Origin of the sequence: Vibrio brasiliensis LMG 20546 (assembly GCF_000189255.1) — a bacterium.
GTDB classification, from domain to species: domain Bacteria; phylum Pseudomonadota; class Gammaproteobacteria; order Enterobacterales; family Vibrionaceae; genus Vibrio; species Vibrio brasiliensis.
Map to the genome: position 1 here is coordinate 1 of NZ_AEVS01000070.1, position 22,788 is coordinate 22,788.

General features: G+C 46.1%; 18 protein-coding genes. 13 read left to right on the top strand and 5 right to left on the bottom strand.

The genetic code is table 11. From position 1 onward, the window contains the following. From RH46_RS11145 to purF, 7 genes are all read left to right on the top strand, one after another. Positions 1-964 (top strand): FimV/HubP family polar landmark protein (locus RH46_RS11145; RefSeq protein ID WP_006879548.1); only part of this gene is annotated, 964 nt, incomplete at its 5' end. A gap of 96 nt (positions 965-1,060) precedes the next feature. After that, the gene (gene truA, locus RH46_RS11150) at positions 1,061-1,855 is read left to right on the top strand and encodes a tRNA pseudouridine(38-40) synthase TruA (protein WP_006879549.1); all 795 of its coding nucleotides are present in this window, start codon (positions 1,061-1,063) and stop codon (positions 1,853-1,855) included. Positions 1,856-2,030: 175 nt separating this feature from the next. Next, positions 2,031-2,957: an acetyl-CoA carboxylase, carboxyltransferase subunit beta gene (gene accD, locus RH46_RS11155; RefSeq protein ID WP_006879550.1), complete on the top strand. Its 927-nt coding sequence runs from the start codon at positions 2,031-2,033 to the stop codon at positions 2,955-2,957. A 44-nt stretch (positions 2,958-3,001) separates the two neighbouring features. Then, positions 3,002-4,267, top strand: a complete 1,266-nt coding sequence (folC, locus tag RH46_RS11160) for a bifunctional tetrahydrofolate synthase/dihydrofolate synthase (protein WP_006879551.1) — start codon at positions 3,002-3,004, stop codon at positions 4,265-4,267. Beyond that, positions 4,268-4,807 (top strand): SPOR domain-containing protein, encoded by a 540-nt coding sequence (locus RH46_RS11165; RefSeq protein ID WP_006879552.1) that lies wholly within the window; start codon positions 4,268-4,270, stop codon positions 4,805-4,807. A 63-nt stretch (positions 4,808-4,870) separates the two neighbouring features. After that, positions 4,871-5,362, top strand: a complete 492-nt coding sequence (locus RH46_RS11170; RefSeq protein WP_006879553.1) for a CvpA family protein — start codon at positions 4,871-4,873, stop codon at positions 5,360-5,362. Between the two features lie 35 nt (positions 5,363-5,397). Further along, positions 5,398-6,912: an amidophosphoribosyltransferase gene (purF, locus tag RH46_RS11175; protein ID WP_006879554.1), complete on the top strand. Its 1,515-nt coding sequence runs from the start codon at positions 5,398-5,400 to the stop codon at positions 6,910-6,912. A 385-nt stretch (positions 6,913-7,297) separates the two neighbouring features. Here purF and znuB read toward each other — a convergent pair whose 3' ends face one another. Both znuB and znuC read right to left on the bottom strand, forming a co-directional pair. Continuing rightward, complete coding sequence (znuB, locus tag RH46_RS11180; RefSeq protein WP_006879555.1) at positions 7,298-8,083, bottom strand: zinc ABC transporter permease subunit ZnuB; 786 nt, start codon at positions 8,081-8,083, stop codon at positions 7,298-7,300. Continuing rightward, the gene (gene znuC / locus RH46_RS11185) at positions 8,076-8,864 is read right to left on the bottom strand and encodes a zinc ABC transporter ATP-binding protein ZnuC (RefSeq protein WP_006879556.1); all 789 of its coding nucleotides are present in this window, start codon (positions 8,862-8,864) and stop codon (positions 8,076-8,078) included. The genes znuB and znuC overlap by 8 nt, the downstream gene beginning before the upstream one ends. Before the next feature lie 81 nt (positions 8,865-8,945). Here znuC and znuA point away from each other — a divergent pair, with 81 nt between their 5' ends. From znuA to RH46_RS11210, 5 genes are all read left to right on the top strand, one after another. Continuing rightward, on the top strand, positions 8,946-9,824 hold the full coding sequence (gene znuA / locus RH46_RS11190; RefSeq protein ID WP_006879557.1) for a zinc ABC transporter substrate-binding protein ZnuA: 879 nt from the start codon (positions 8,946-8,948) through the stop codon (positions 9,822-9,824). Positions 9,825-10,056: 232 nt separating this feature from the next. Beyond that, entirely contained in the window at positions 10,057-13,338 is a 3,282-nt protein-coding gene (locus RH46_RS11195) for a helix-turn-helix domain-containing protein (protein WP_040895695.1), read from the top strand. 535 nt (positions 13,339-13,873) lie between these two features. Beyond that, complete coding sequence (locus RH46_RS11200; protein WP_006879559.1) at positions 13,874-14,101, top strand: FeoA family protein; 228 nt, start codon at positions 13,874-13,876, stop codon at positions 14,099-14,101. Further along, positions 14,101-16,377: a Fe(2+) transporter permease subunit FeoB gene (gene feoB, locus RH46_RS11205; protein WP_006879560.1), complete on the top strand. Its 2,277-nt coding sequence runs from the start codon at positions 14,101-14,103 to the stop codon at positions 16,375-16,377. The genes RH46_RS11200 and feoB overlap by 1 nt, the downstream gene beginning before the upstream one ends. Continuing rightward, positions 16,374-16,604 (top strand): FeoC-like transcriptional regulator, encoded by a 231-nt coding sequence (locus tag RH46_RS11210; protein WP_006879561.1) that lies wholly within the window; start codon positions 16,374-16,376, stop codon positions 16,602-16,604. Before feoB ends, RH46_RS11210 begins: the two co-directional genes overlap by 4 nt. Before the next feature lie 67 nt (positions 16,605-16,671). On the opposite strand, the gene RH46_RS11215 is transcribed toward RH46_RS11210, so the two are convergent. Then, positions 16,672-17,100 (bottom strand): HIT family protein, encoded by a 429-nt coding sequence (locus RH46_RS11215; protein WP_006879562.1) that lies wholly within the window; start codon positions 17,098-17,100, stop codon positions 16,672-16,674. Between the two features lie 181 nt (positions 17,101-17,281). After that, a complete protein-coding gene (argS, locus tag RH46_RS11220) occupies positions 17,282-19,015 on the bottom strand; it encodes an arginine--tRNA ligase (RefSeq protein WP_006879563.1) in 1,734 nt (577 codons plus the stop codon). 247 nt (positions 19,016-19,262) lie between these two features. Here argS and RH46_RS11225 point away from each other — a divergent pair, with 247 nt between their 5' ends. Next, entirely contained in the window at positions 19,263-19,862 is a 600-nt protein-coding gene (locus tag RH46_RS11225) for a VOC family protein (protein ID WP_006879564.1), read from the top strand. On the opposite strand, the gene RH46_RS11230 is transcribed toward RH46_RS11225, so the two are convergent. Next, the gene (locus tag RH46_RS11230; protein WP_006879565.1) at positions 19,854-22,628 is read right to left on the bottom strand and encodes an insulinase family protein; all 2,775 of its coding nucleotides are present in this window, start codon (positions 22,626-22,628) and stop codon (positions 19,854-19,856) included. The genes RH46_RS11225 and RH46_RS11230 overlap by 9 nt on opposite strands. Between the last annotated feature and the right edge of the window lie 160 nt (positions 22,629-22,788).

Below are 22,788 nucleotides of genomic sequence, written 5' to 3' on the forward strand. Positions count from 1 at the left end.
AGAAGCGGAATTAGAAGCGCCGCAGGGTGCTGATGAGAGCCTGGATCTGGACGACTTCGACCTGCCAGAATTTGGTGAGGAAGACGCGTTAGCTGAGATGACACAAGCTGATGCGCCAGCTGTTGAGCAACCTCAGACACTAGAGTCTGAGGAGCAGCCGATAGAGTTTGATGAGTTTGAACTACCGGAATATAACGAAGAGGATGCGCTTGCTGATCTAGAGCCATTGACAGAGGAGTTGTCAGAGCAGGATGACGATTTTGAACTCGATCCGGTTGAACTGCCTGAACTGGAAGAAATTCCTGCCGAGAGTGCGGCTCGCAACGACGCTCTGGATATGGCACATCAAGACTACGATGAAAAAGCGTTTGATGAGCTGTTAGCTGAAGATGAGCAGCAGCACAGTGGCTTCTCGTTTGATACACCGATTGACGCTACGACTTCCGATAGTGCCGGTATGGATATTGAAGCCATGCTCGAAATTGGTGAGGACTGGAATGGCTTTAGTCTTTCACCTGAACAGCAGGCAACAATTTCGGATGATATCCCTGAAGACGAACAGGATATCTGGTCTGCAGATAATGCTCCTGAGCAGGCGCAAATTCTCGATGAAGACTGGGAAAACCAACCAGATCTTGAGGAGTTTAATCCTCAGGAAAACAACTATCGCACCATTGATGAGTTAATGGCTGAAGTTGAATCGGAACAAGAGCAGGAGATCGATGATGAACTTAAACTTGATGTTGGTTTAAATGATTTCCCTGATGTGATTGGTGACATCGGTGATCATACGGATGTTGATGCCAACTCTGAAGCTGCTGGTAAACTTGATTTAGCCAAAATCTACATCGAAATGAACGATGCGCAGGGCGCGATTAAGCTACTCGAAGAAGCAATAGTTGATGGCAGTGATGAAATCCGTCGTGAAGCGAAAAACTTAATCGACACGCTTAACAATCGTTAATCGTTTAATTGATAAGGGGGCAGTTTAGCCCCCTTGTTTTTTGGTATATACTTCCCGCCCCATTCTTAGGTCAATCAATCCTGTGAGAACATCCCGATGAGAATTGCTTTATGCATCGAATACAATGGTACTCAGTACTTTGGCTGGCAACGCCAAAGAGAAGTGAAAAGTGTTCAAGAGAAGTTAGAACACGCACTGAGTATCGTTGCTAACCATCCCATTGAAGTCCAGTGTGCGGGACGGACAGATGCAGGCGTTCATGGTACCGGTCAGGTGGTTCATTTTGATACCACAGCCTCGCGTAAAATGGTCGCGTGGACCATGGGAGCGAACGCTAACTTACCTGATGATATTGCTGTTCGTTGGGCAAAAGAGGTGCCGGAAGAGTTTCACGCCCGCTTTTCAGCCACAGCTCGCCGTTACCGCTACATCATATTTAATAGTGCATTACGTCCGGGAATTCTTTCTTCTGGTGTCAGTCATTACCACGGAGAGTTGGATGAGAAGAAAATGCATCAGGCAGCTCAGTATTTACTGGGTGAGAATGACTTCACTTCGTTCCGTGCTACGCATTGTCAGTCGCGAAGCCCATGGCGCAATATGATGCATATTAACGTGACGCGTCATGGTCAATATGTAGTGATTGATATCAAAGCCAATGCATTTGTTCACCATATGGTACGTAACATCACAGGTAGCCTGATCTGCGTTGGCCGTGGAGAGCAGGAGCCGCAATGGATTGAGTGGCTATTAGCTGCGAAAGATCGCAAGTTAGCAGGGGCGACTGCAAAAGCGGAAGGTCTCTATCTGGTAGACGTTGATTACCCTGAAGAATTTGAATTGCCAAGAGTGCCGATTGGGCCACTCTTTTTACCAGATAATCTGAACTAATTCGTGTTAAATTGTCGAATGAATCAGAGCTTTAGTGTGTGAGAAATTGAGCCAGGAAATAGGTACAACCAGTTTTTTGTCTACACTTGGCATTTAATATGCTTTAATCCTCACGCGTAAATTCAGAATTTGTATCCTTCGCATTGAGCGCGGGAGTAGAGAGAAAAGGTCTTCCATGAGTTGGCTTGAAAAGATTTTAGAAAAAAGCAACATTGTTAGTTCACGTAAAGCGTCTATTCCTGAAGGGGTTTGGACCAAATGTACATCATGTGAGCAGGTGCTTTACCACGCTGAACTAGAGCGTAACCTAGAAGTATGTCCGAAATGTGACCATCACATGCGTATGAGAGCGCGTCGTCGCCTTGAGACTTTCCTAGACGAAGATAATCGTGTAGAGATTGCTGACGAGCTTGAGCCGCAAGACAAACTGAAATTTAAAGACTCGAAGAAATACAAAGATCGTATTTCAGCTGCTCAGAAGAGCAGTGGTGAGAAAGATGCACTTGTTGTTATGAAAGGTGAGCTTCTGGGCCAGCCTATTGTTGCTTGTGCTTTTGACTTCTCATTTATGGGTGGTTCAATGGGCTCTGTTGTTGGTGCACGTTTTGTGCGCGCAGCTGAAGCCGCAATGGAAAACAACTGTGGTCTGGTTTGTTTCTCTGCAAGTGGCGGTGCTCGTATGCAAGAGGCACTAATGTCTCTAATGCAAATGGCGAAAACCAGTGCAGCGCTTGAGCGTCTGTCTGCAAAAGGTCTACCGTTTATTTCGGTAATGACTGACCCGACAATGGGCGGTGTATCTGCAAGTCTGGCAATGCTAGGTGACATCAACATTGGTGAGCCTAAAGCACTGATCGGCTTCGCTGGTCGTCGTGTAATCGAGCAGACTGTACGTGAAGATCTACCTGAAGGCTTCCAACGCAGTGAATTCCTGTTAGAGCACGGTGCAATTGATATGATCGTTGATCGTCGTGAAATGCGTCAGCGTATCGGTAGCCTGATGGCGAAGATGAACAATAAACCATCACCATTGGTGGTTTCTGTTAACGATTCACCAAATGAAGCTGCTTATTCTGTACCAGAAGCGGACGAAAAAGGGTAAAGTAACTCACTAACAAGCAACCACAATCAATTGGTTAAAGTTAGATGAGTCAAAGCCAAATTCCTCAAGCCACATCTCCACTATCGATGTGGCTTGATTATTTACAAAACATCCACACCTCTGCTATCGACCTCGGTCTGGAACGTGTCCAAGCCGTCGCTAAATCAGCAAATCTTACCAAACCTGCTCCTACTGTAATTACTGTTGCCGGAACCAATGGCAAGGGCTCTACCTGTGCGCTTATGGAAGCGATTCTGCTTGATGCAGGCTATTCAGTAGGTGTCTACAGTTCACCCCATCTGATTCGCTACAACGAACGTGTGAGAGTAAACGGTCAGGATCTCGCGGACGAAAAGCATGTCCAAGCGTTTGACTTTATTGAGACGCAGCGCGGTGAAATCAGTTTAAGCTTTTTCGAATACGGTACTTTAGCGGCACTGCGCCTGTTCCAAACTGAAAAAGTGGACATTGTTCTGCTAGAAGTTGGGCTGGGTGGCCGCTTAGACGCAACAAATGTCGTTGATCACGATGTCTCGATTGTCACCAGCCTGGCGATTGACCATGTTGACTGGCTAGGGGATGACATTAACGTCATCGGCTATGAAAAAGCGGGTATTTTCCGCACTGGTAAGCCAGCTATTTGTGGTCAGCCAAAAGCTCCGGCAACAGTCGCAGCTCATGCTGATGATATTGGTGCTGAGCTGTATCAGGTTGAGATCCAGTACAACTATCAGCTGACAGATAGCAACACCTGGAGCTGGGTTCATGGCTCATATCAGCTTGATGACTTGCCAGTACCCAACTTGCCGCTACAAAACGCCGCAACTGCACTGATGGCATTAGCGACAGCTAATCTGGATATCAGCGACGTTAACATCGTTAAGGGCCTCGAGAATGCAAAGTTGCCGGGTCGAATGCAGGTTTTAAGTACACAACCGACTATTTTGCTCGATGTGGCTCATAACCCGCACTCTGCGGAATATCTGGTGACGCGTGTCGCTCAGCAATATCAGAATAAGACTATTCATACTGTGGTCGCTATGTTGCATGATAAGGACATTCAATCGACGCTGGAAGCACTGACGCCAGTTGCTTCACATTGGTATCCGGCGTCTCTGACAGGCCCACGTGCTGCGAGCGCGCAAGAGCTATGTCAGTTTTTACCGCAGCAAACCACGCAGTACCAAACGCCTGTGGACGCATTTGAAGCCGCACTGACAAAGTCGGCAGCAGAAGATGTCATCCTTGTTGTGGGCTCTTTCCATACTGTCGGAGAAGTTCTCGAGCATTGGCAGAACAAAGGAGAATAAATGGCAAGTAAGTTTCAAAATCGTCTGGTGGGCACCATTATCCTTGTAGCGGTTGGTGTCATCGTGTTACCAGATGTTCTAGACGGCAAAAAAACGCATTATAAAGAAGAGATTGCAAGCATTCCGCTCAAACCTGAACTGGATAGCGAGTTGGAAAGCTTCGAAATCCTTGATCCTGTTGATGATTCACAGAGTCTGCCTGAGACGCCGATTGAAGTGGTCGAAACTGCTTCAGAAGGTGTTGCTGACGATCAGCCACTGCCGGTCGTAGTGAAAGAGGTCCCTGAACGAAACGAATATCAGGATACTGCATGGATCGTTCAGCTAATGGCTCTTAAGAATGCCGACAATGCTAAAAACTTAGTTAAGGATCTGCAGAAGCGCGGTTATCAAGCTCATACTAAGCCTGAAAATGGTTTTACCCGAGTGATTATCGGCCCAGATGTATCCAAGAGTAAATTAGAGCGCCAGATCCTAGAACTGGAAAAAATTACTGGCTCAAAAGGCCAATTGCTCAAATTTAAGCCACTAAATCCATAAGAAAACGTTTGCGTCAGCGTTTTTTCTGTTAAAATGCGCGCCAACTTAAGATGTAAGAACAGAATGAATCCGTTAGATATAGTCATTTTAGGTGTGATCGGCCTGTCGGCTTTGATCAGTTTAGTGCGTGGTTTCGCTAAAGAAGCTCTCTCATTAGTAATTTGGTTTGGCGCCTTTTTTATCGCCAGTCAGTACTATGCCAAGCTGGCGGTGTACTTCTCCAATATTCAGGATGAGATGATTCGTAACGGAGCCGCAATTGCAGCCTTGTTTATTGCTACGCTAATAGTTGGAGCGATCGTTAACTACGTTATCGCCCAATTGGTGCAGAAAACAGGGCTGTCAGGTACAGACAGAGTGCTTGGAGTTGTCTTTGGCGGCTTACGTGGTGTTCTGATTGTATCCGCAGCACTATTTTTTATGGATGCGTTTACATCGTTTCCAGACTCTGAGTGGTGGAAAGGGTCTCAACTGGTGCCGGAATTTAGCCGCGTCATTGCCCCTTTCTTCGAACACTTACAAGCAACGTCTAGTTTCTTATCTGGCGCGCTATAACGCGCCAGCCATTGTCGAAAATCGAGGGTTAAGACATGTGTGGTATTGTTGGAATCGTGGGCACTTCGCCTGTAAACCAGTCTATCTATGATGCATTGACGGTATTGCAGCACCGTGGCCAAGATGCCGCGGGTATTTGTACCATAGAAAGCAATCGTTTTCGTCTGCGAAAGGCGAACGGTTTAGTGAAGGATGTGTTTGAAGCAAAACACATGCAAAGACTACAAGGCAGCGTTGGTATTGGCCATGTTCGCTACCCGACTGCAGGTAGTTCTAGTGCATCGGAAGCTCAGCCTTTCTATGTAAACTCACCATTTGGTATCACTCTGGCGCACAATGGCAACCTGACCAATGCAGCAGAAGTTCGTGAAAAACTGTTTGAGAAAGATCGTCGTCATGTAAATACGACTTCAGACTCTGAAGTACTGCTTAACGTACTTGCTCATGAAATCGATACAGTAAAAGGTAATGTTACGGCAGAAGATGTATTCCGTGCTGTGACTAACGTTCACCGTACTATCCGTGGCGCTTACGCAGTTACTGCCATGATCATCGGACATGGGATGGTAGCATTCCGCGATCCAAACGGCATTCGCCCTCTATGCCTGGGAAAACGCGACATTAACGGTGCGACCGAATATATGGTAGCTTCTGAATCAGTAGCTCTTGATGCTGTTGGTTTCGACTTTATTCGTGATGTTGCACCGGGCGAAGCGGTCTACGTGACGTTCGATGGTCAGCTACACACTAAACAGTGTGCAGACAACCCTGTACTTAACCCGTGTATTTTTGAGTTTGTATACTTCTCTCGACCAGACTCATTTATCGACAAAATTTCAGTGTACAGCGCACGTGTTGAAATGGGTAAAAAGCTCGGCGAACGCATTCGTGACGAGTACAGCCACCTTGATATCGACGTGGTTATCCCAATTCCAGAAACATCATGTGATATCGCCCTGCAAATTGCTCAAGCGATCGATATTCCTTACCGTCAGGGCTTCGTTAAGAACCGCTACGTTGGCCGTACTTTTATCATGCCGGGCCAACAGCAACGTAAGAAGTCAGTACGTCGCAAGCTAAATGCTATTCGCTCCGAATTTAAAGATAAGAATGTACTACTGGTTGATGACTCAATCGTACGTGGTACAACATCTGAGCAAATTATTGAGATGGCGCGTGATTCAGGTGCTAAGAAAGTATTTATGGTTTCAGCGGCTCCGGAAATCCGTTTCCCGAATGTTTATGGTATCGATATGCCAAGTGCGAGCGAACTGATCGCTCATGGCCGTGACAACGACTCAATCTGTAAGCAGATTGGCGCTGATGAACTGATTTTCCAAACACTTGAAGACTTAGTTGCAGCCGTTGGCATGGGTAATACCGATATTGCTAAGTTCGAAACTTCAGTGTTCAACGGTGAATATGTTACTGGTGACATCGACCAAAGCTACTTAGATTTCTTGGAGTCACTACGTGGTGATGACGCTAAGATTCAGCGTGAAATCCAGCAGGATTTGGCTAACTTAGAGTTGCATAACGAAGGGGCGTAGGAGAACGCTTCGCTCCGAGAATCGAGAGCGGACTTCGTCCTTCGAGAGGTGGCGTCTTATAGCTGATGAGTAAGTCTCTGACACTGATTTTTTTGTTAGGGACTTACGTCTAAAAGACGAGAGATAATACTCTAGTTCTTAAAGGGCAGACTGTTTGTTCAGTCTGCCCTTTTTATTTATGAAGAGAACCAGAACGCTTCACTCTGAGATCGAGCTTCGCCCTGCTGGAGGTGGGTGTTGGTAGGAAAATAATGGAGCTTTTGGTCGTGAAGGTGTTGATAGGACTTGTTCCTAAAGAGAGCAAATAAATTAGCTCTCTAGCTCTCCAAATAAAAAGGGTTGGCGCAATACGCCAACCCCTCAAAATATCCAGTTATCCAGCCCTTTAACTTCTCACGCGCGTTAACTGACTCAACATAAACATCGCCGTGGCACTAATCACCACAGAAGGTCCTGCAGGGGTATCGTAGTGCCATGAGAGGCTAAGACCCATAAGGACAGCAACAGCGCCAATCAGAGAGGCAAACAGTGCCATTTGCTCTGGTGCACGGGCGAAGCGACGTGCAGTCGCTGCCGGGATAATAAGTAATGAAGTCATAATAAGTGCACCGACAAACTTCATGCCGATGGCTATCACTAAGCCGACTAATAACATCAGTACCAGACGCATTAAGTCAACGTTATGACCTTCAACCGCCGCCAGATCTTCGTTGACGGTTGTTGAGAGTAACGAACGCCAGAAAATCATTAATACAGCGGATACGACCACGACGCCGATATAGATGTAAACCAGATCTTGCGAAGTGACAGCGAGTAAGTCACCAAATAGGTAGCTCATCAAGTCGATCCGCACATTGTCCAGAAAGCTGACGGCGACTAAGCCCAAAGAGAGTGCACTATGAGCGAGGATACCCAGCAGCGTATCGGTTGCGACCAGCTGCTGTCTTTGTAGTGTGACCAACAGTACAGCCAACGCTAAACAGCAAACGGTTAGAGCCAGATAGAGGTTGATATCAAGTAAAAGCCCGAGTGCTAACCCCATCAGAGAGGCGTGAGCAAGGGTGTCGCCAAAATAAGCCATTCGTCGCCAGACGACAAATGAACCAAGTGGGCCTGCGATGGCTGCGATGCCTAAGCCAGCAAGAACAGAAGGTAAGAGAAACTCAATCATGATGATGATGACCGTGCGAATGGTGAGAACATTGTGCGCCTTCACCAGAGACTGGCTCACCTGCTAGATCGTGATGATGGTGATCATGCTGGTGATGATAGAAAGCAAGAGACTGCTGGTGGCTGTGACCAAACAGAGCAATATAACTTGGGTGCTGAGCTATATCTGCTGGCGCGCCTGAACAACATATGTGGTGGTGCAAGCAGATAACATCGTCGGTTTTTGCCATCACCAGATGCAAGTCATGGGACACCATAAACACGGCGCAGTTAAAGCGATGACGGATAGTATCAATCAGATCATAAAGGTCTATTTGTCCCTGCACATCAACACCTTGTGCTGGTTCGTCAAGAACCAAAAGGTCTGGTCTCTGTAGCAGTGCTCTGGCAAGCAGGACGCGTTGATTTTCGCCACCCGATAGCGAGTGCATATTACTGTTCAATAGATGCTCAGCGCCAACCAGTTTGAGTGAGTCAATCAGCTCTTGTTGACTATACTTTCCTGCTAAGCGTAAAAAACGCTCTACATTAAGGGGTAGAGTGTCGTTGAGTTTAAGCTTTTGTGGTACGTAGCCAATTTTGATTCCTTTCGTTTTGATTAAGCTGCCGCTATAACGACGCTGTAATCCAAGTAGAACTTTTACAAGTGTCGACTTTCCCGCTCCGTTGGGGCCAATAAGGGTAGTGATTTCGCCGCGATTGAGGCGTAGGCTAACCTTATCGAGTACCTTTCGATTTTCGAATTGTACGCAGATATCTTTAAGTTCGACCAATGTCGGCATGAATGGAACTCATTTGCAATTGTCTGATGTTATAATGTAACATTTGTCGCTCCTTTAAACCAGTCTGTAATCTTGCTAGCTATGAAACGTTTTTTAATTGTCTGTACACTTTGGTTTGCAAGCCACTCTGTGGCTCATGCGTCTACTGTGCTAACCAGTATTAAGCCTATTCAATTGATTGCTTTAGAAATCATGCACAATACCTCTCAACCTGATGTGATACTGGCATCCAATACTTCTCCGCATGATTATGCTCTGCGACCTTCAGATGTAAAAAGTATCCGTAAGGCTGATTTAGTTATCTGGTTCGGCAATGACCTAGAGCCGTTCCTGACCAAAGTTCTTGAACAGCAAAGCAACGTTCTTACTCTGAGCGATATTAAAGGTTTAGAACTGAGAGAGTATGAGGGCGATCATCACGACCATGATGGACACGATCATGGTAGCCATGACCCACATTTCTGGTTAGGTTACGAGCCAACCAAACAAGTGGCTAAGGCGATTGCACACAAATTGGCAGAGGTAGACAAAGCAAACTCTGAAACCTACTTCGCAAACCTTGCGCAGTTCGAATCAAAGCTGACTGCTCAGCAGCAAGCGATTGATACACAGCTCAGTAGTGTCAGACAGACTGGTTATTTCGTCTTCCACGATGCTTACGGATACTTTGAGCAAGACTTCGGTCTTAACCAACTGGGTTTCTTCACCGTCAGCCCAGACCGTAAGCCAGGTGCGAAAACTCTGATTTCAATTCGTAAGGCTCTGGCGAGTGAACAAGCGAAATGTGTATTCTCAGAACCTCAGTTCACGCCAGCAGTAGTTAAGTCAGTGACGAGGGGAAGTAAGGCTAAGGTAGGTGTGCTTGACCCAATCGGTAGTGACGTTGAAGTCGCAGCAGGTGGTTACTTCACACTAAAACAGAATCTTGCCGATAGCTTCAGCAACTGTCTACAGCCTTAATTAGTTTATCGAGCCAAAGGGAGCAACTCCCTTTGGCTGTCTGTACATCTGTGAACTGATTGGAAAACTCGTCACTTAAATAACATACCCGCTTGTTAATCTTGCTAAATCTCCGATAATTGTTGGCACAAAATAATTTCAGGTTCACTCATGAGCCATACATCAGCCCCAATGCTGGTGATCATTTTTGCTGCTAGGGACAAGCCAATTGAATAAACGCTCGCTGCTGTTGATGCTACTGCTGTTGTTTTCGGGATTTTCTTCAGCATCTAATCTTTCGCCCACTGTCTTTTATCCTTTGCCGACACAGGCACAGGGTAAGGTTTTTGCGGCTAAACAACTTTTTACCGCGCAGGGTGGTGGTATCTGGCTACAGGATGTCCGTAACCAAATTTTATTTTTTGATGGTCAGGCGATTACACCGGAGCTTGGTTCTGCACTTGACCACGACGCAGAACAGGTCGCTTTTACTGATAATGCTTTCTGGACCTTCTTCCAAAATGAGATTTATCGAACGGTTCCTAATCAGGAAAAAGAGTTGGTGTTTAGCCTGACTCCGGGGACCGAAATTCAACGAATTGGTTCTAGCAAACGCTTTATCTGGCTCGCTGATGAGAGTAATTTTTATACCTACCATGTTGATAGCGGCGAGTTTCAAACTTTCTCTCTTATCCCTCTGTATCAATATAATCAGTCTTCCACAATTACGATTAATGATGCTGTGTTTATCCATTCACGCTGGGTCGTAGCGACCAATGCCGGCGTATACCTCTCTAAGGGTGACACCTATGAACATGTAGCCAGTTCCGCCAGTCACTATGTAGAGAAGCTCCATTTTTCACAAAAACGCAATCAGTTAGTGGTTGGTTCATTAAATGGTGTGTTGATTTTCGACATTGAGCGACCTAATCATCCGATCCAGAGAATTGCCGGTAACCATGTTTTAAGTATTACTGAAACCGACAATGAATACTGGATTGGTACCGAGAAAGGGTTGTTTGTCTATTCCTTTCTGACAGGGGAAACGCGTCGTTTTGAGCAGGGTGTCTGGGCCGGTAATGGCTTGGCCGGAGAAAAAATCTATTCGCTGCTCAATGACAAAGCTGGTGGAATTTGGATCGCGACCGACCGTGGTGTGCGCTATTTTTCCCAGTTTTCTGCTAACTTCGACCGTTATCCGACCCAGTATCTATCGTTCACTAGCAATAAAGAGAAGTTGACTAAGCTATTACGCCGAAAGAGTAGCGATGGTTATTGGATGCTGACTAACAAAAATGTTTATCGTCTGGATCTATCCGGTGCTGGCGCCAGAGAGTTGATCTATCAGGGTAACGTTCATGACGTGGAAGAGAAAGATGGCATCCTGTGGCTGGCTACTGATCAAGGAATCGTCTGTATCGACTCGGATAGCGGAGAGGTGATTGACGATGATTTACCTAACTTTCTTAAGCAGACCAGTGTTCGGTTCATCGAAGTTACCCAGAACAATATCGTCTGGGGGGCAAGTAAAAATCAGCTATGGAATTACAACTTAGCCACCGGGCAATTGATTCAGTTTGGCTCTGAATGGATGATTAAAAAGTTCCTCCCGGCTCAGCTGACCCATATGTTTGTCACCTCCCAAGGTTATCTGAGTCTGGGTACTGAGCATGGGATCTACATTCTGAAAGATGGCCAAGTACGTTTTGTTGGTGAAAGTATTCCTTTTGGTGAAGTGATCGATGTCGAACAGCCAGCCGAGGGTGAGCTGTGGATTGCGAGCCGTTATGGTCTTTACCGACTCGACCTATACAAAGAGCAAGCGCAACCGATCGCTATGGTGGATGACCACATTACACCTAAGTGTCTGTTAAAAAATCAGGATGGCGTCTGGCTGACATCGTCAGGGGGGCTATCACGCTATAGTGATAGTGGCATTTTACGCCAGCACTATGGTGAACCTTTTGGTTTGATTAGTAACGAGTTCGTTGCCGGGCTGTGTAGCTACAGCAGTGATAGTGAACAGGTTCTACTATTCGGGTCACGCACCAGTATGGTCAAGATTGATACCAGTCAGTTGATTAGCAGTGAGCTACCTCAGATACAGGTTGTCTTCAGTCAGATAAAACGTAATCAAAAACTTTACTCACTGGCTAATACGGTCAGTGAACCGTTGCGGTTAGGTTATAGTGAGTCGGTCTTTTTCCAGTTTGGAGTCTTTCCCCGGGCTAATGACGTTACCTTAGAGTACCGCTTGGAGGATGGCTCAGACTGGCAGTTGCTCGATGGTAATACCTTAACAATGGAACATATGATGCCGGGCAGCTATCAGCTAGAGGTGCGGGCATTACATAACGGGACATTACAGAGTCGCAGTGCCAGCTATCATTTTGTTGTCTCGCCGCCATGGTTTCTCAGCATCTACGCCATTATTGGATATATCGTTTTAGCTATTCTATTACTGGCTACGACTGCCTACTGGCGATCTAGAATCATGTCCAAGGCAAACCGAGTGTTGAAAGCTCAAGTGGCACTTAAGACCAATCAGTTACGCCATCAAAGTCGAATCTTGCTGAGTAACAACCAACAATTGCGTAAACAGCTTCAAGTAAGAAAATTGATATTTACTCAGTCAGTCAATGCGCTCAAAGAGAGGCTTACGACGCTTCCACAGCATGATTTAGGTAATAAGAAAACACTCGACTTCTTAAATCGGGAGTTGGAGTTGCTGGTTAACGTGCGTTCGACCAACGGGCAAGCGCTGCCTGTTTATAATCTGACACTCATCATCGAATCAGTACTCAGTGGCTGGCAAGAGGAACTGGTGAAAGCCGGAATAACGGTTGAAGTGGAAGCCGAACGTGACCTGTTTGTCAGTCTGACCAATTTTAATCTGGATGAAGTGTTTAACCTACTGTTTGATGGGATAGTACAGCGCTGTTATCGCAATCAATCAGTAGTGATACAACTGGCACTACGAAATGAACAGGTGGTGCTTTCGATGCTCGATCAGGGTAAAGGGATGGATAGTGCTAATGTCACGATGCAAAGTGTCGCAACGTTAGTTGAGAAGAGTGGTGGGGCACTAACCATACATACATCTGAGGAACGTAACCTGCTCGAAATGACATGGTGCGCTAGTGAAGCATTTGCCGAGAATTCGATTGTCGTTGATGATAATGACCAGAGCGATACAGACTTAGAACACCAGGACCCTTGGTTAGAAAAAGTCATTGCCCTGGTTAACAACCACTACGCTGATCCCGACTTCAGTACATCATCTGCTGCCAAAATGTTATTTGTCTCTGAACGTAGTTTACAGCGCCGCGTTAAATCAGCATTAGATAAAACCTTTACTGAATACCTGACCGAAATTCGTCTTGATAGCGCTTGTCGTCGCTTGCTTGCCGGCGAAAAAGTCTCTGATGTGGCTTTTGAGTGCGGATTCAATGACCCTTCCTACTTTAGCCAGCGATTTAAACATCGTTTTGGTGTCTCACCGACCCAGTTTGTTGAACAAAGAGAAAGCTTCTAACGACCTTTAGAATACAGTCCAACAATAGACAGTATACGTAAATCACTGATGTGGATATGTGTGAAATGTTAGCTGATAAGCTGGGATAAGAAAAAAAATATCGTGGCATAGCCGGGGGGACTATACCACGGGTGCCAATGACACCTTCGCTTGCTGCCGGAGTGGCGCTGAGTGCACCACCTCTGGAATTCAATGTTGTCTAAGGGATGACCCTGTGGACGTGATTAACTATAGCGAGGGCGACTTTTTTTACTTATAAAATTAACGCCATCTTGCATAAGAAAAACGACAATTTACTTAACTGATTGTTTTTATTATTGTTTTGTTTTTAGCTTCATCGGGTTATCGATTGAGTGAGTAGATAACGTGATGAGTAAGGATTGTTTTTGACGAAATTGACGTTGTTGTTTTTAACGTTTTGAACATTCTTATACTTGCAAACATTGATTTCAGACAAGATCTGTTACATATAGGAGGGATAGTATTGAGAGCGGTAATAAAAATATTTCTCATTTAAATTATAGACGGCCTGTTTATGAAACTCTCACAATTACAACAAGGGCAAAAAGCGACCATTAAAGGTTTTTCTGAGCTTTCCAATGACGTAAGAAAAAAACTGATGGTAATGGGATTACTTCCTGACACTACTGTTACTCTGATTCGCAAAGCGCCAATGGGCGACCCACTTCAAGTTGAAGTGCGCGGCGTCTCTCTCGCAGTAAGAACCAACATTGCAGATGCTATTGCAGTGGAGGTTAAATAATGGAGTACAAGATCCTCACCGTCGGTAACCCTAATAGCGGTAAAACAACTCTGTTTAATGGTTTGACTGGCGCTAAGCAGCAGGTCGGCAACTGGGCTGGTGTAACCGTAGAAAAGAAAACAGGTAAGTACACCCACTCTAGCGATGAATTCCTTTTAACTGACTTACCAGGTATCTACGCACTCGACAGTGGTAACGATGGCAACAGTATTGACGAATCGATTGCCTCTCGCGCGGTTCTTACTCATCCGGCTGACCTGATCATTAATGTGGTTGATGCGACTAGTTTAGAGCGCAGTCTGTACATGACGCTGCAGCTACGTGAATTGGGTCGCCCAATGATCGTGGTACTGAACAAAATGGACGCGTTAAAACGTGAACGCCAAACCATCGATATCAAAGCTCTGGAAAAAATGCTGGGCTGTCCGGTATTTGCTATATCGGCAAACAATCGATCTCAGGTTCAGTCACTGAAAGAGCGTCTGCATAAAGCACTGGTGCAGGGCATTGCCCTTGACGAACTTCGTCTTAACTATGGAGAGCAGTTCGAAGCCTCTATTACCGCTCTTGAACCAGTGTTTGTCGACCAGCCTGAAGTATCTGCACGAGCTCTTGCTATTCGTTCTCTGGAAAACGATCTGTTGGTACTTAACGGTCTACCGCAGCATGAACGTGAGCAAATCGTCGCTGAGCAACGCAAAGTTGATTTGGACATTGACCTGCTGGTGGCAGACGTGAAATATACCTTCCTTCATCAACAGTGTCAGAAAGTGCGTCGTAGTGAAGGCAAACTGAGCCACAGTTTCACTGAACGAGTGGATAACGTCATCCTGAATAAATGGGTCGGTGTACCGTTCTTCTTTGTTGTGATGTACCTGATGTTCATGTTCTCGATCAACATCGGTAGCGCATTCATCGACTTTTTCGATATCGGTGTCGGTGCCTTACTGGTTGATGGTGGACACTACTTGTTAGATGACCACTTACCAGTCTGGTTAGTAACCTTAATCGCTGATGGTGTTGGTGGTGGTGTGCAGACCGTCGCGACATTCATCCCAGTGATCGCTTGTCTGTACCTGTTCCTAGCGGTACTTGAAAGCTCTGGTTACATGTCTCGTGCAGCGTTTGTGCTCGACAAAGTGATGCAGAAGATTGGTCTACCGGGTAAAGCCTTTGTTCCTTTGGTGCTTGGTTTCGGCTGTAACGTTCCGTCTATCATGGCAACTCGTACTCTGGATCAAGAGCGCGAGCGCAAGCTGGCGGCTTCTATGGCACCATTTATGTCCTGTGGTGCGCGTTTACCAGTATATGCATTGTTTGCTGCTGCCTTCTTCCCAGAAAGTGGCCAGAACGTGGTTTTCTCTCTCTACATTCTCGGTATCGTGGCTGCTGTTATGACCGGATTAGTGCTTAAGAACACCTTGTATCCAGGTTCAAGTGATAGTCTGGTGATGGAAATGCCGGATTACGAACTTCCTACTATGCGTAATGTGGTAATCAAAACCTGGCAGAAGCTTAAGCGATTTGTGTTGGGTGCGGGTAAAACCATCGTAGTTGTAGTGACGATCCTAAGCTTCCTGAACTCTGTGGGTACAGATGGTAGCTTTGGTAATGAAGACAGCGAGAACTCAGTACTTTCTAAAGTATCTAAAGTTGTCACTCCAGTATTTGCCCCAATTGGCGTTGAGCAAGATAACTGGCCTGCGACTGTAGGTATCATTACCGGTATCTTTGCCAAAGAAGCGGTAGTGGGTACGTTGAATAGCCTTTATGCTCCAAGTGATGAGGAATCTGCAGAGTACGACTTGATGGCAAGCCTTGAAGAAGCGGTTATGTCGATTCCGGATAATCTGGCTGGTCTGAACTACTCAGATCCACTAGGTATTGAAGTGGGCGATTTAACAGACAGCGGTGCAGTAGCTGAAGAGCAAGAGGTTGACGCTTCTATCTTTGGTAACCTAAAAGGTCATTTCGTATCTGGTAATGCTGCTTTTGCCTATCTAATCTTCATCCTTCTTTACACACCTTGTGTTGCTGCTATGGGTGCATATGTACGAGAGTTTGGTGCTAAGTACGCGCGTTTCATTGCCGTCTGGACCATGGGGCTTGCTTACGGTGGGGCGACGCTTTATTACCAAGCAACACACTTCGCTGACCACCCTGCAACGAGTGCGGCATGGATCTCTGCTATTGTATTGGTCAGCTTTATTACTTACCGTGGATTAAAAGCCGTTGGCCACAAACAGTCGCAGCAGTTAGAGGTACAAGTTGCATGATTCTTGTCGAGTTAAAGCAGTTTATTGACCAGCAGGGCAGTGCCTCTCAACGCGATCTCGCGAAGAAGTTCGGCCTAAGTGAGGATGGCGTGGATGCCATGCTATCAGTGTGGATTCGTAAGGGAGTGATCTCTCGCCTTGTTGATACTAATGCCGCCAAACACGTTATGCGCGTTAGGTACGCGAAGGTGGATTCCAATGCGCTTGCTTTGACCGTCACCATGTAGCTCTAGAAAATGGAAAAGCCGTTCAAATGAACGGCTTTTTTGTATTTAAAACTGGACGAACGGACGTTTAGCCACGCTGGAACAAGCTACTTAATGATAGAACGTTACCAATACGCGTTTGTAGGTCCGCTTGTTCTTCTTCACTGCGGAACTCTCCAGCGGTGTTGCCCCACACAGGACCTGGCCAGGCGACATCGTCTTTAAAGCGGGCAATATGATGAATGTGTAACTGAGGAACCATGTTACCCAGAGCTCCGAGGTTGAGTTTGTCTGGCTGAAATGTCGCTTCAAGTGCCTGACTGACGGCTTGAGACTCAAGCAGAAACTGCTGTTGCTCCTGCATAGGAAGATGGTGAAGTTCTTTAAGGTTGGCTCGTTTAGGAACCAGAATAACCCAAGGCACTGCGTTATCTTTATGCAAAAGGGCAACACAAAGAGGGAATTGGCCAATGATGGTGGTGTCTTTTGCCAGTTGAGGATGAAGTTCAAAGCTCATTGTTGTTGTCCGTTTTTGATCGAATGGCATCAGTATACGCCAGATAAAACAAAAGGTTGACGCTTTCACGTCAACCTTTCAAACTTATTCGATTCTCGATTCTCGATTCTCGATTCTCGATTCTCGATTCTCGATTCTCGATTCTCGATTCTCGATTCTCGATTCTCGATTCTCGATTCTCTTACATACGCTCTAGCGTATCGATGCCTAGCAGAGACAGACCTTGTTTGATTGTCTTAGCCGTTAGAGCAGCAAGTTTCAGACGGCTCTGCTTAACTGTCTCATCTTCTGTGTTCAGAATTGGACATGCTTCGTAGAAGCTAGAGAACTGACCTGCAAGTTCGAATAGGTAGCTACACATGATGTGCGGTTGGCCTTCACGAGCAACAGATTGAACCGCTTCATCGAACTGAAGTAGTTTAGCGATCAGTGCTTTCTCTTTTTCGTCAGTTACTTTGATTTCGCCAGTTAGGTTATCCATAGAGATACCTGCTTTAGCGAAGATAGAAGAAACACGAGTGTATGCGTATTGCATGTAAGGCGCAGTGTTACCTTCAAACGCTAGCATGTTGTCCCAATCGAACACGTAGTCCGTGGTACGGTGCTTAGAAAGGTCTGCGTACTTAACAGCCGCCATAGCAACAGTCGTCGAGATTTTCTCTTTTTCGTCTGCAGCCAGGTCAGGGTTTTTCGATTCGATCAGCTTAGCTGCACGCTCTTCTGCTTCATCAAGAAGATCAGCAAGACGAACTGTACCACCTGCACGAGTCTTGAATGGTTTACCATCTTTACCCAGCATCATGCCGAATGCGTGGTGCTCCAGAGAGACTTCTTCTGGTACGTAGCCCGCTTTACGAACAATAGTCCAAGCTTGCATTAGGTGCTGGTGCTGACGTGAGTCGATGAAGTAAAGAACTCGGTCTGCACCTAGCTCTTCGTAACGGTACTTAGCACATGCGATATCAGTCGTGGTGTATAGGAAACCGCCGTCACGCTTCTGGATGATTACGCCCATTGGGTCGCCATCTTTGTTCTTGTACTCTTCAAGGAATACAACTTGCGCGCCGTCATCTTCAACAGCCAGTTCTTTTTGTTTCAGGTCTGCAACGATGCCAGGTAGCATGTGGTTGTACATACTCTCACCCATTACGTCATCACGAGTAAGTGATACGTTCAGGCGGTCGTAGTTGCGCTGGTTCTGAATCATTGTGATATCAACCAGTTTCTTCCACATTTCGCCGCAGAACTCGTCACCGCTTTGTAGCTTAACTACGTAGTTACGAGCTTTAACTGCAAACTCTTCGTCTTCGTCATACAGTTTCTTAGATTCACGGTAGAAAGCTTCAAGGTCAGCAAGTTCCATAGAAACTTCGCCAGAGTCTTGCTGAACGCGCTCAAGGTTAGCGATAAGCATACCAAATTGAGTACCCCAGTCACCGATGTGGTTTGCGCGGATAACTTTGTGGCCTAAGAACTCTAGAGTACGAACAACAGCATCACCGATGATGGTTGAACGCAGGTGACCTACGTGCATCTCTTTAGCAACGTTAGGCGCAGAGTAGTCAGCGACAATTGTTTTTTGCTCTTCAGCAGCAACACCAAGACGGCTGTCTGCGAGTGCAGCGTCTGCTTGCTTAGCCAGGAACTCTTCGCTTAGGAAAATGTTAATAAAACCAGGGCCAGCGATTTCAGTCTTGCTCGCGATACCTTCAAGGTCCAGAACATCCAATACTTTCTGTGCAAATTCGCGTGGGTTAGTACCGAGTTTCTTTGCAACGCCCATTACGCCATTCGCCTGGTAATCACCAAACTGAGGTTTTGCAGATTGGCGAACCGCAGCAGGACTACCTGCAGGTGCGCCAGCGGCTTCAAGAGCCTGAGATACTTTGTCGTTAATAAGTGCTTGGATATTCACACGCGCTTCCTTCAATTCTAGGGAATTGGTTAGCTATGCATTTCAGGTTATTCCGGTGCTGGAACAGCATACCGATGAATAATATCCACGATGTGGAGTGAATGCATATCTCGATCTAGTTCATAAATTTGGCGCACATAATAGCAACTTTATTGCTTCTCTTATAGGGAGTGAACTGGGAAATTTTCTACTTTTCCTGACGATCTTGATAGTATTGAGGAAAAATCAACGTTTTGGGTCAAAGAAAATGTCACAACAGCTGCTTAATGCTGAATTAATGCCGTCGCAAATGAAAACTAAGCTAGATGGATTTATGCATAAAATTCAAAGTTTAAGCGAGATTTTGCATATTAATCTACAGCCATTTCAAGCGGATCATATCGCTATGAGGATCAATGATGCCGAGTTGGCTAAACAAGCTGACTTAGAATGGCGTAAAGAGGCAAAAGTCATATCCAATGCTCAAATAAACGGCAGACCGATTATGGTGCTACTTTTTGACCAGCCATTACAGTGTGCAGAGTGGCAGATTGAGTGCTTAGAACTGCCATACCCAGCAGAGGGAAAAGTGTACCCGGAGCAGAGTTGGGAGCACGTTGAGTTTGTCATTCCGTCAGCTGCGGAAACCGCTGAAGCGTACCTGCAAGACCTGAAGCAACAGTTTCCGGTATTCGCTGACAATTGGGGTGGTTTGGCTCAACGTGGAGTTAAGGTCAAGCTGTCGAGCCCGAAAGGGGAAGGGGAGCGACTCAATAACCCGACCGTAGCATTTAAGTATGAGGGCGTTTGTATCAAGCTACACCCTCATTCACTGAAGAAGGTTGTTGAATCAGAACAATCAGCCTAATTCGACATCTTTGGGTCTGAGCTGAAACTCTTCAACTGAGCCTATCTCCAGACCTAAGTCGAGCCTTTCCGACTCATGATGGGCGTTACCCTGAGTGTGCATTATGAGTCGATTGGCGGTTCGTGGCTTGAGCTCATTGACCACGAATCGAATCATGTCGGTTCTGGTTAATGTTTTCAGTTCCTCAAGAACCACCTCTCTTTGGTTAAACTCGGTATCCTTATTGCCTATTGCCACCCAAAGTCGCTGAGCACGGCCACGCAACGTGGTGTCTGGGGTAGCGATTTGATTCCATAATCCACGCTTACTGCTGTGCCACTGGTACTCGTTCAGCTCAAGCAGCACCATGTAAAAGGCATTGAGGAACTCATCAATTGAACGAATCAATTCAATCGGCGCCGCGTTTGGCGACTGAACATACAGGGCGATCCCAGGGTGACGGTTTAGAGGAAGGTTACCCGTACCAACCATATAACCAAGCTGCTGCTTAGTTCGAATCTCATGGAAGAATGTCGCCGACATTAGGTGGTTTGCCAGTGAGTAGAGCGCGATACTGCGCGGGCTGGTGTCATCACACTGGTAGTAAAGGACTGTCGCTGAGTCTTCCTGATCACAGAAAACTTCTCGCTGGAATGAACCATTTTTACCCAGCATGACTAAAGGTCTTAAAGCCTCTTCGTACTGCTGGTTATGCACTCTCAGCGCGTCTTTTAACGTGCTGCCTAGTGACAAAGCATCCGCCTTGGTCCAGTCACCGTAGACAAACATTTCCACATGCAGCTCAGCCAAAATAGCATCGACGAAGCTGGCCAATTCGTCCACCTCTATGGTTTCCAGTGCTTCGACAAGCGCTGAGTAAGGTGGGTTATTTGGCTGTAAAATGCCCGTTAAGGCGTTAAATAGCTGAGATATTGGGCGATCCTGTGCAGAGTTTTGCCAGTTTCTTAATAGCTGCTGTTTGATGTTATCAAAACGAGTTGCGCTAAAGTCTCGCTCGGCGAAGCGGCTCAGGATTAATTGCATCAACTCTGGCTGTTTTTGGCTAAAGCCAGAAATCGTCAATGTTACTCCGCCTTGATGGGCGTACATATTGTATCCCATACCTGCAATCTCAGCCTGATACGTGTCGGTAGCAAGACTATCGAGGAACATCTCTACACAGAGTCGAGTTTTGACTATATTACGTGGGTTCGCCACCGCATGAGGACTGTCTATCGCGATGTAGATGACACCTTTAGGCACGCGAAATTCCACATCCTGTAGATGCCAAAGTTTGAAACCAGGTAGTTCTTCCAGTACCTGTGGAGTCTCATGAGGTGTTTCGATCTCTTTTGGATCGAGGTCAAAGCAGATAAACGGGTTTTTCTCTGGCAGTGAGAAGTTCAGTTGACTGGTTTGCAAGAAAAACTCTTTTTGTCTATCAGAGAATTCCGTGATGCCATAAGGGGTAAAGTACCACTTGGCGCGGTTTGGATAGTCATAGCCTTTCGCTACCAGAGTGGTTCGCAGATTTTCGGGAGCAAAGAACTCAAACAAAGTGTTGAGTAGAGGTTCATCGTAATGGTTCATCATGAAGTCACCGTAGATGACGTCTTTCTCACCGTAGTGCTGCATGTTGATGACCAGATGACTGACTAAATCGAGCGGTCGAGTTGGCTCTTGGAATCTGAACGCAGATTCAAGCACTGCTTGCTTTTCAAGATAACGCCACTCTGCCATCCCATCTTTCTTGATAAGATTTAGATAGCTAAACACTGCCTGAATTATTTCGTCGGTATGTTCTAGTCCCTTTGGTGTCAGTGCGCAACTGACTGTAAACTCGCGATAGTTACTACCACTGGTACCGCCGCCGGCAGAAAGCGAGGTGATCCAGCCTTGCCCTTTAAGAGCCAACATCAGGCTGCCACTGCCCTCATAGCCAAGCAGATGAGCGAAGTAGGAGAGTGGTTTGGATTGATAGTGCTGATCCATACTTGGCATTGGAAAAGTCATGATCAGCTTGCGGATCTCTTTAACCGGCTCGACATTAACCATGATGCCAGTGGAATGTTCGTCGCAGTATGGAACCTCAATCTGTTTATCGATTAAGTGATGATTCGGTATCGCCGTAAATTTCTCAATACACCAGGATTCAAGTTGGTCTAGCTGTTGGGGGCCAGTGATGGCAAGCGTCATCAAATCAGCAGAGTATTGCTCAAAGTGGAAAGCGACGATTTCATCACGAATGGATTGACCATCGCGGTCGCCTAGTGTTTCTAAGTTTCCGACAGAAAACTTACTAAAAGGGTGCTCGGGGTTAACCAGCTCTTTATGCACTTGATAAAGACGACGAGAGTCGTCCTTGAGTTTAAGTTTGTATTCCGACTCGACCGCTTGGCGCTCTTTGTCCAGTGCTTCTGAATTAAACAGAGGCGCGGTGAAAAACTGGCTGAATCTATCTAAGCCACTTTCAAACGCGTTGTGGGTAACGTCGAAAAAGAAACAGGTATGTTCTGTGCCTGTCCACGCATTATTACTGCCACCATGCTGATTAATATAGCTTTGGAATTCGCCCACTTTCGGGTATTTTTCTGTGCCCAGAAATAACATGTGTTCAAGATAGTGAGCTAAACCTTCACGATCTTGAGGATCGTCAAAATGACCAACATTTACCGCTAGTGCTGCAGCAGATTTTTGCGCGCTGCTATCGTGGATCAATAATACCCGGATGCCGTTAGCAAGGGTCAGGTAACGGTATTTATTGGTATCATTTGGGCTAATGTGCACGATACATTCTCCGAAAGTTATGCGAGGCTGCGATGAGCGATAGAGTAATTATGACTCGGATATAGCTGACTGCAAACTATCTGTTTGAGAAATATGAGCAAAATGAGTCCGAGAAATTGGACTATTTGGCTTTAAAGAGTGTTAAGAAAGTCAGAGTCTT

Excerpts from the sequence above, each read along its gene's own strand:
- truA (WP_006879549.1), top strand. The coding sequence starts at position 1,061 with ATGAGAATTGCTTTATGCATCGAATACAATGGTACTCAGTACTTTGGC.
- accD (WP_006879550.1), top strand. The coding sequence starts at position 2,031 with ATGAGTTGGCTTGAAAAGATTTTAGAAAAAAGCAACATTGTTAGTTCA.
- folC (WP_006879551.1), top strand. The coding sequence starts at position 3,002 with ATGAGTCAAAGCCAAATTCCTCAAGCCACATCTCCACTATCGATGTGG.
- RH46_RS11165 (WP_006879552.1), top strand. The coding sequence starts at position 4,268 with ATGGCAAGTAAGTTTCAAAATCGTCTGGTGGGCACCATTATCCTTGTA.
- RH46_RS11170 (WP_006879553.1), top strand. The coding sequence starts at position 4,871 with ATGAATCCGTTAGATATAGTCATTTTAGGTGTGATCGGCCTGTCGGCT.
- purF (WP_006879554.1), top strand. The coding sequence starts at position 5,398 with ATGTGTGGTATTGTTGGAATCGTGGGCACTTCGCCTGTAAACCAGTCT.
- znuB (WP_006879555.1), bottom strand. The coding sequence starts at position 8,083 with ATGATTGAGTTTCTCTTACCTTCTGTTCTTGCTGGCTTAGGCATCGCA.
- znuC (WP_006879556.1), bottom strand. The coding sequence starts at position 8,864 with ATGCCGACATTGGTCGAACTTAAAGATATCTGCGTACAATTCGAAAAT.
- znuA (WP_006879557.1), top strand. The coding sequence starts at position 8,946 with ATGAAACGTTTTTTAATTGTCTGTACACTTTGGTTTGCAAGCCACTCT.
- RH46_RS11195 (WP_040895695.1), top strand. The coding sequence starts at position 10,057 with ATGCTACTGCTGTTGTTTTCGGGATTTTCTTCAGCATCTAATCTTTCG.
- RH46_RS11200 (WP_006879559.1), top strand. The coding sequence starts at position 13,874 with ATGAAACTCTCACAATTACAACAAGGGCAAAAAGCGACCATTAAAGGT.
- feoB (WP_006879560.1), top strand. The coding sequence starts at position 14,101 with ATGGAGTACAAGATCCTCACCGTCGGTAACCCTAATAGCGGTAAAACA.
- RH46_RS11210 (WP_006879561.1), top strand. The coding sequence starts at position 16,374 with ATGATTCTTGTCGAGTTAAAGCAGTTTATTGACCAGCAGGGCAGTGCC.
- RH46_RS11215 (WP_006879562.1), bottom strand. The coding sequence starts at position 17,100 with ATGAGCTTTGAACTTCATCCTCAACTGGCAAAAGACACCACCATCATT.
- RH46_RS11225 (WP_006879564.1), top strand. The coding sequence starts at position 19,263 with ATGTCACAACAGCTGCTTAATGCTGAATTAATGCCGTCGCAAATGAAA.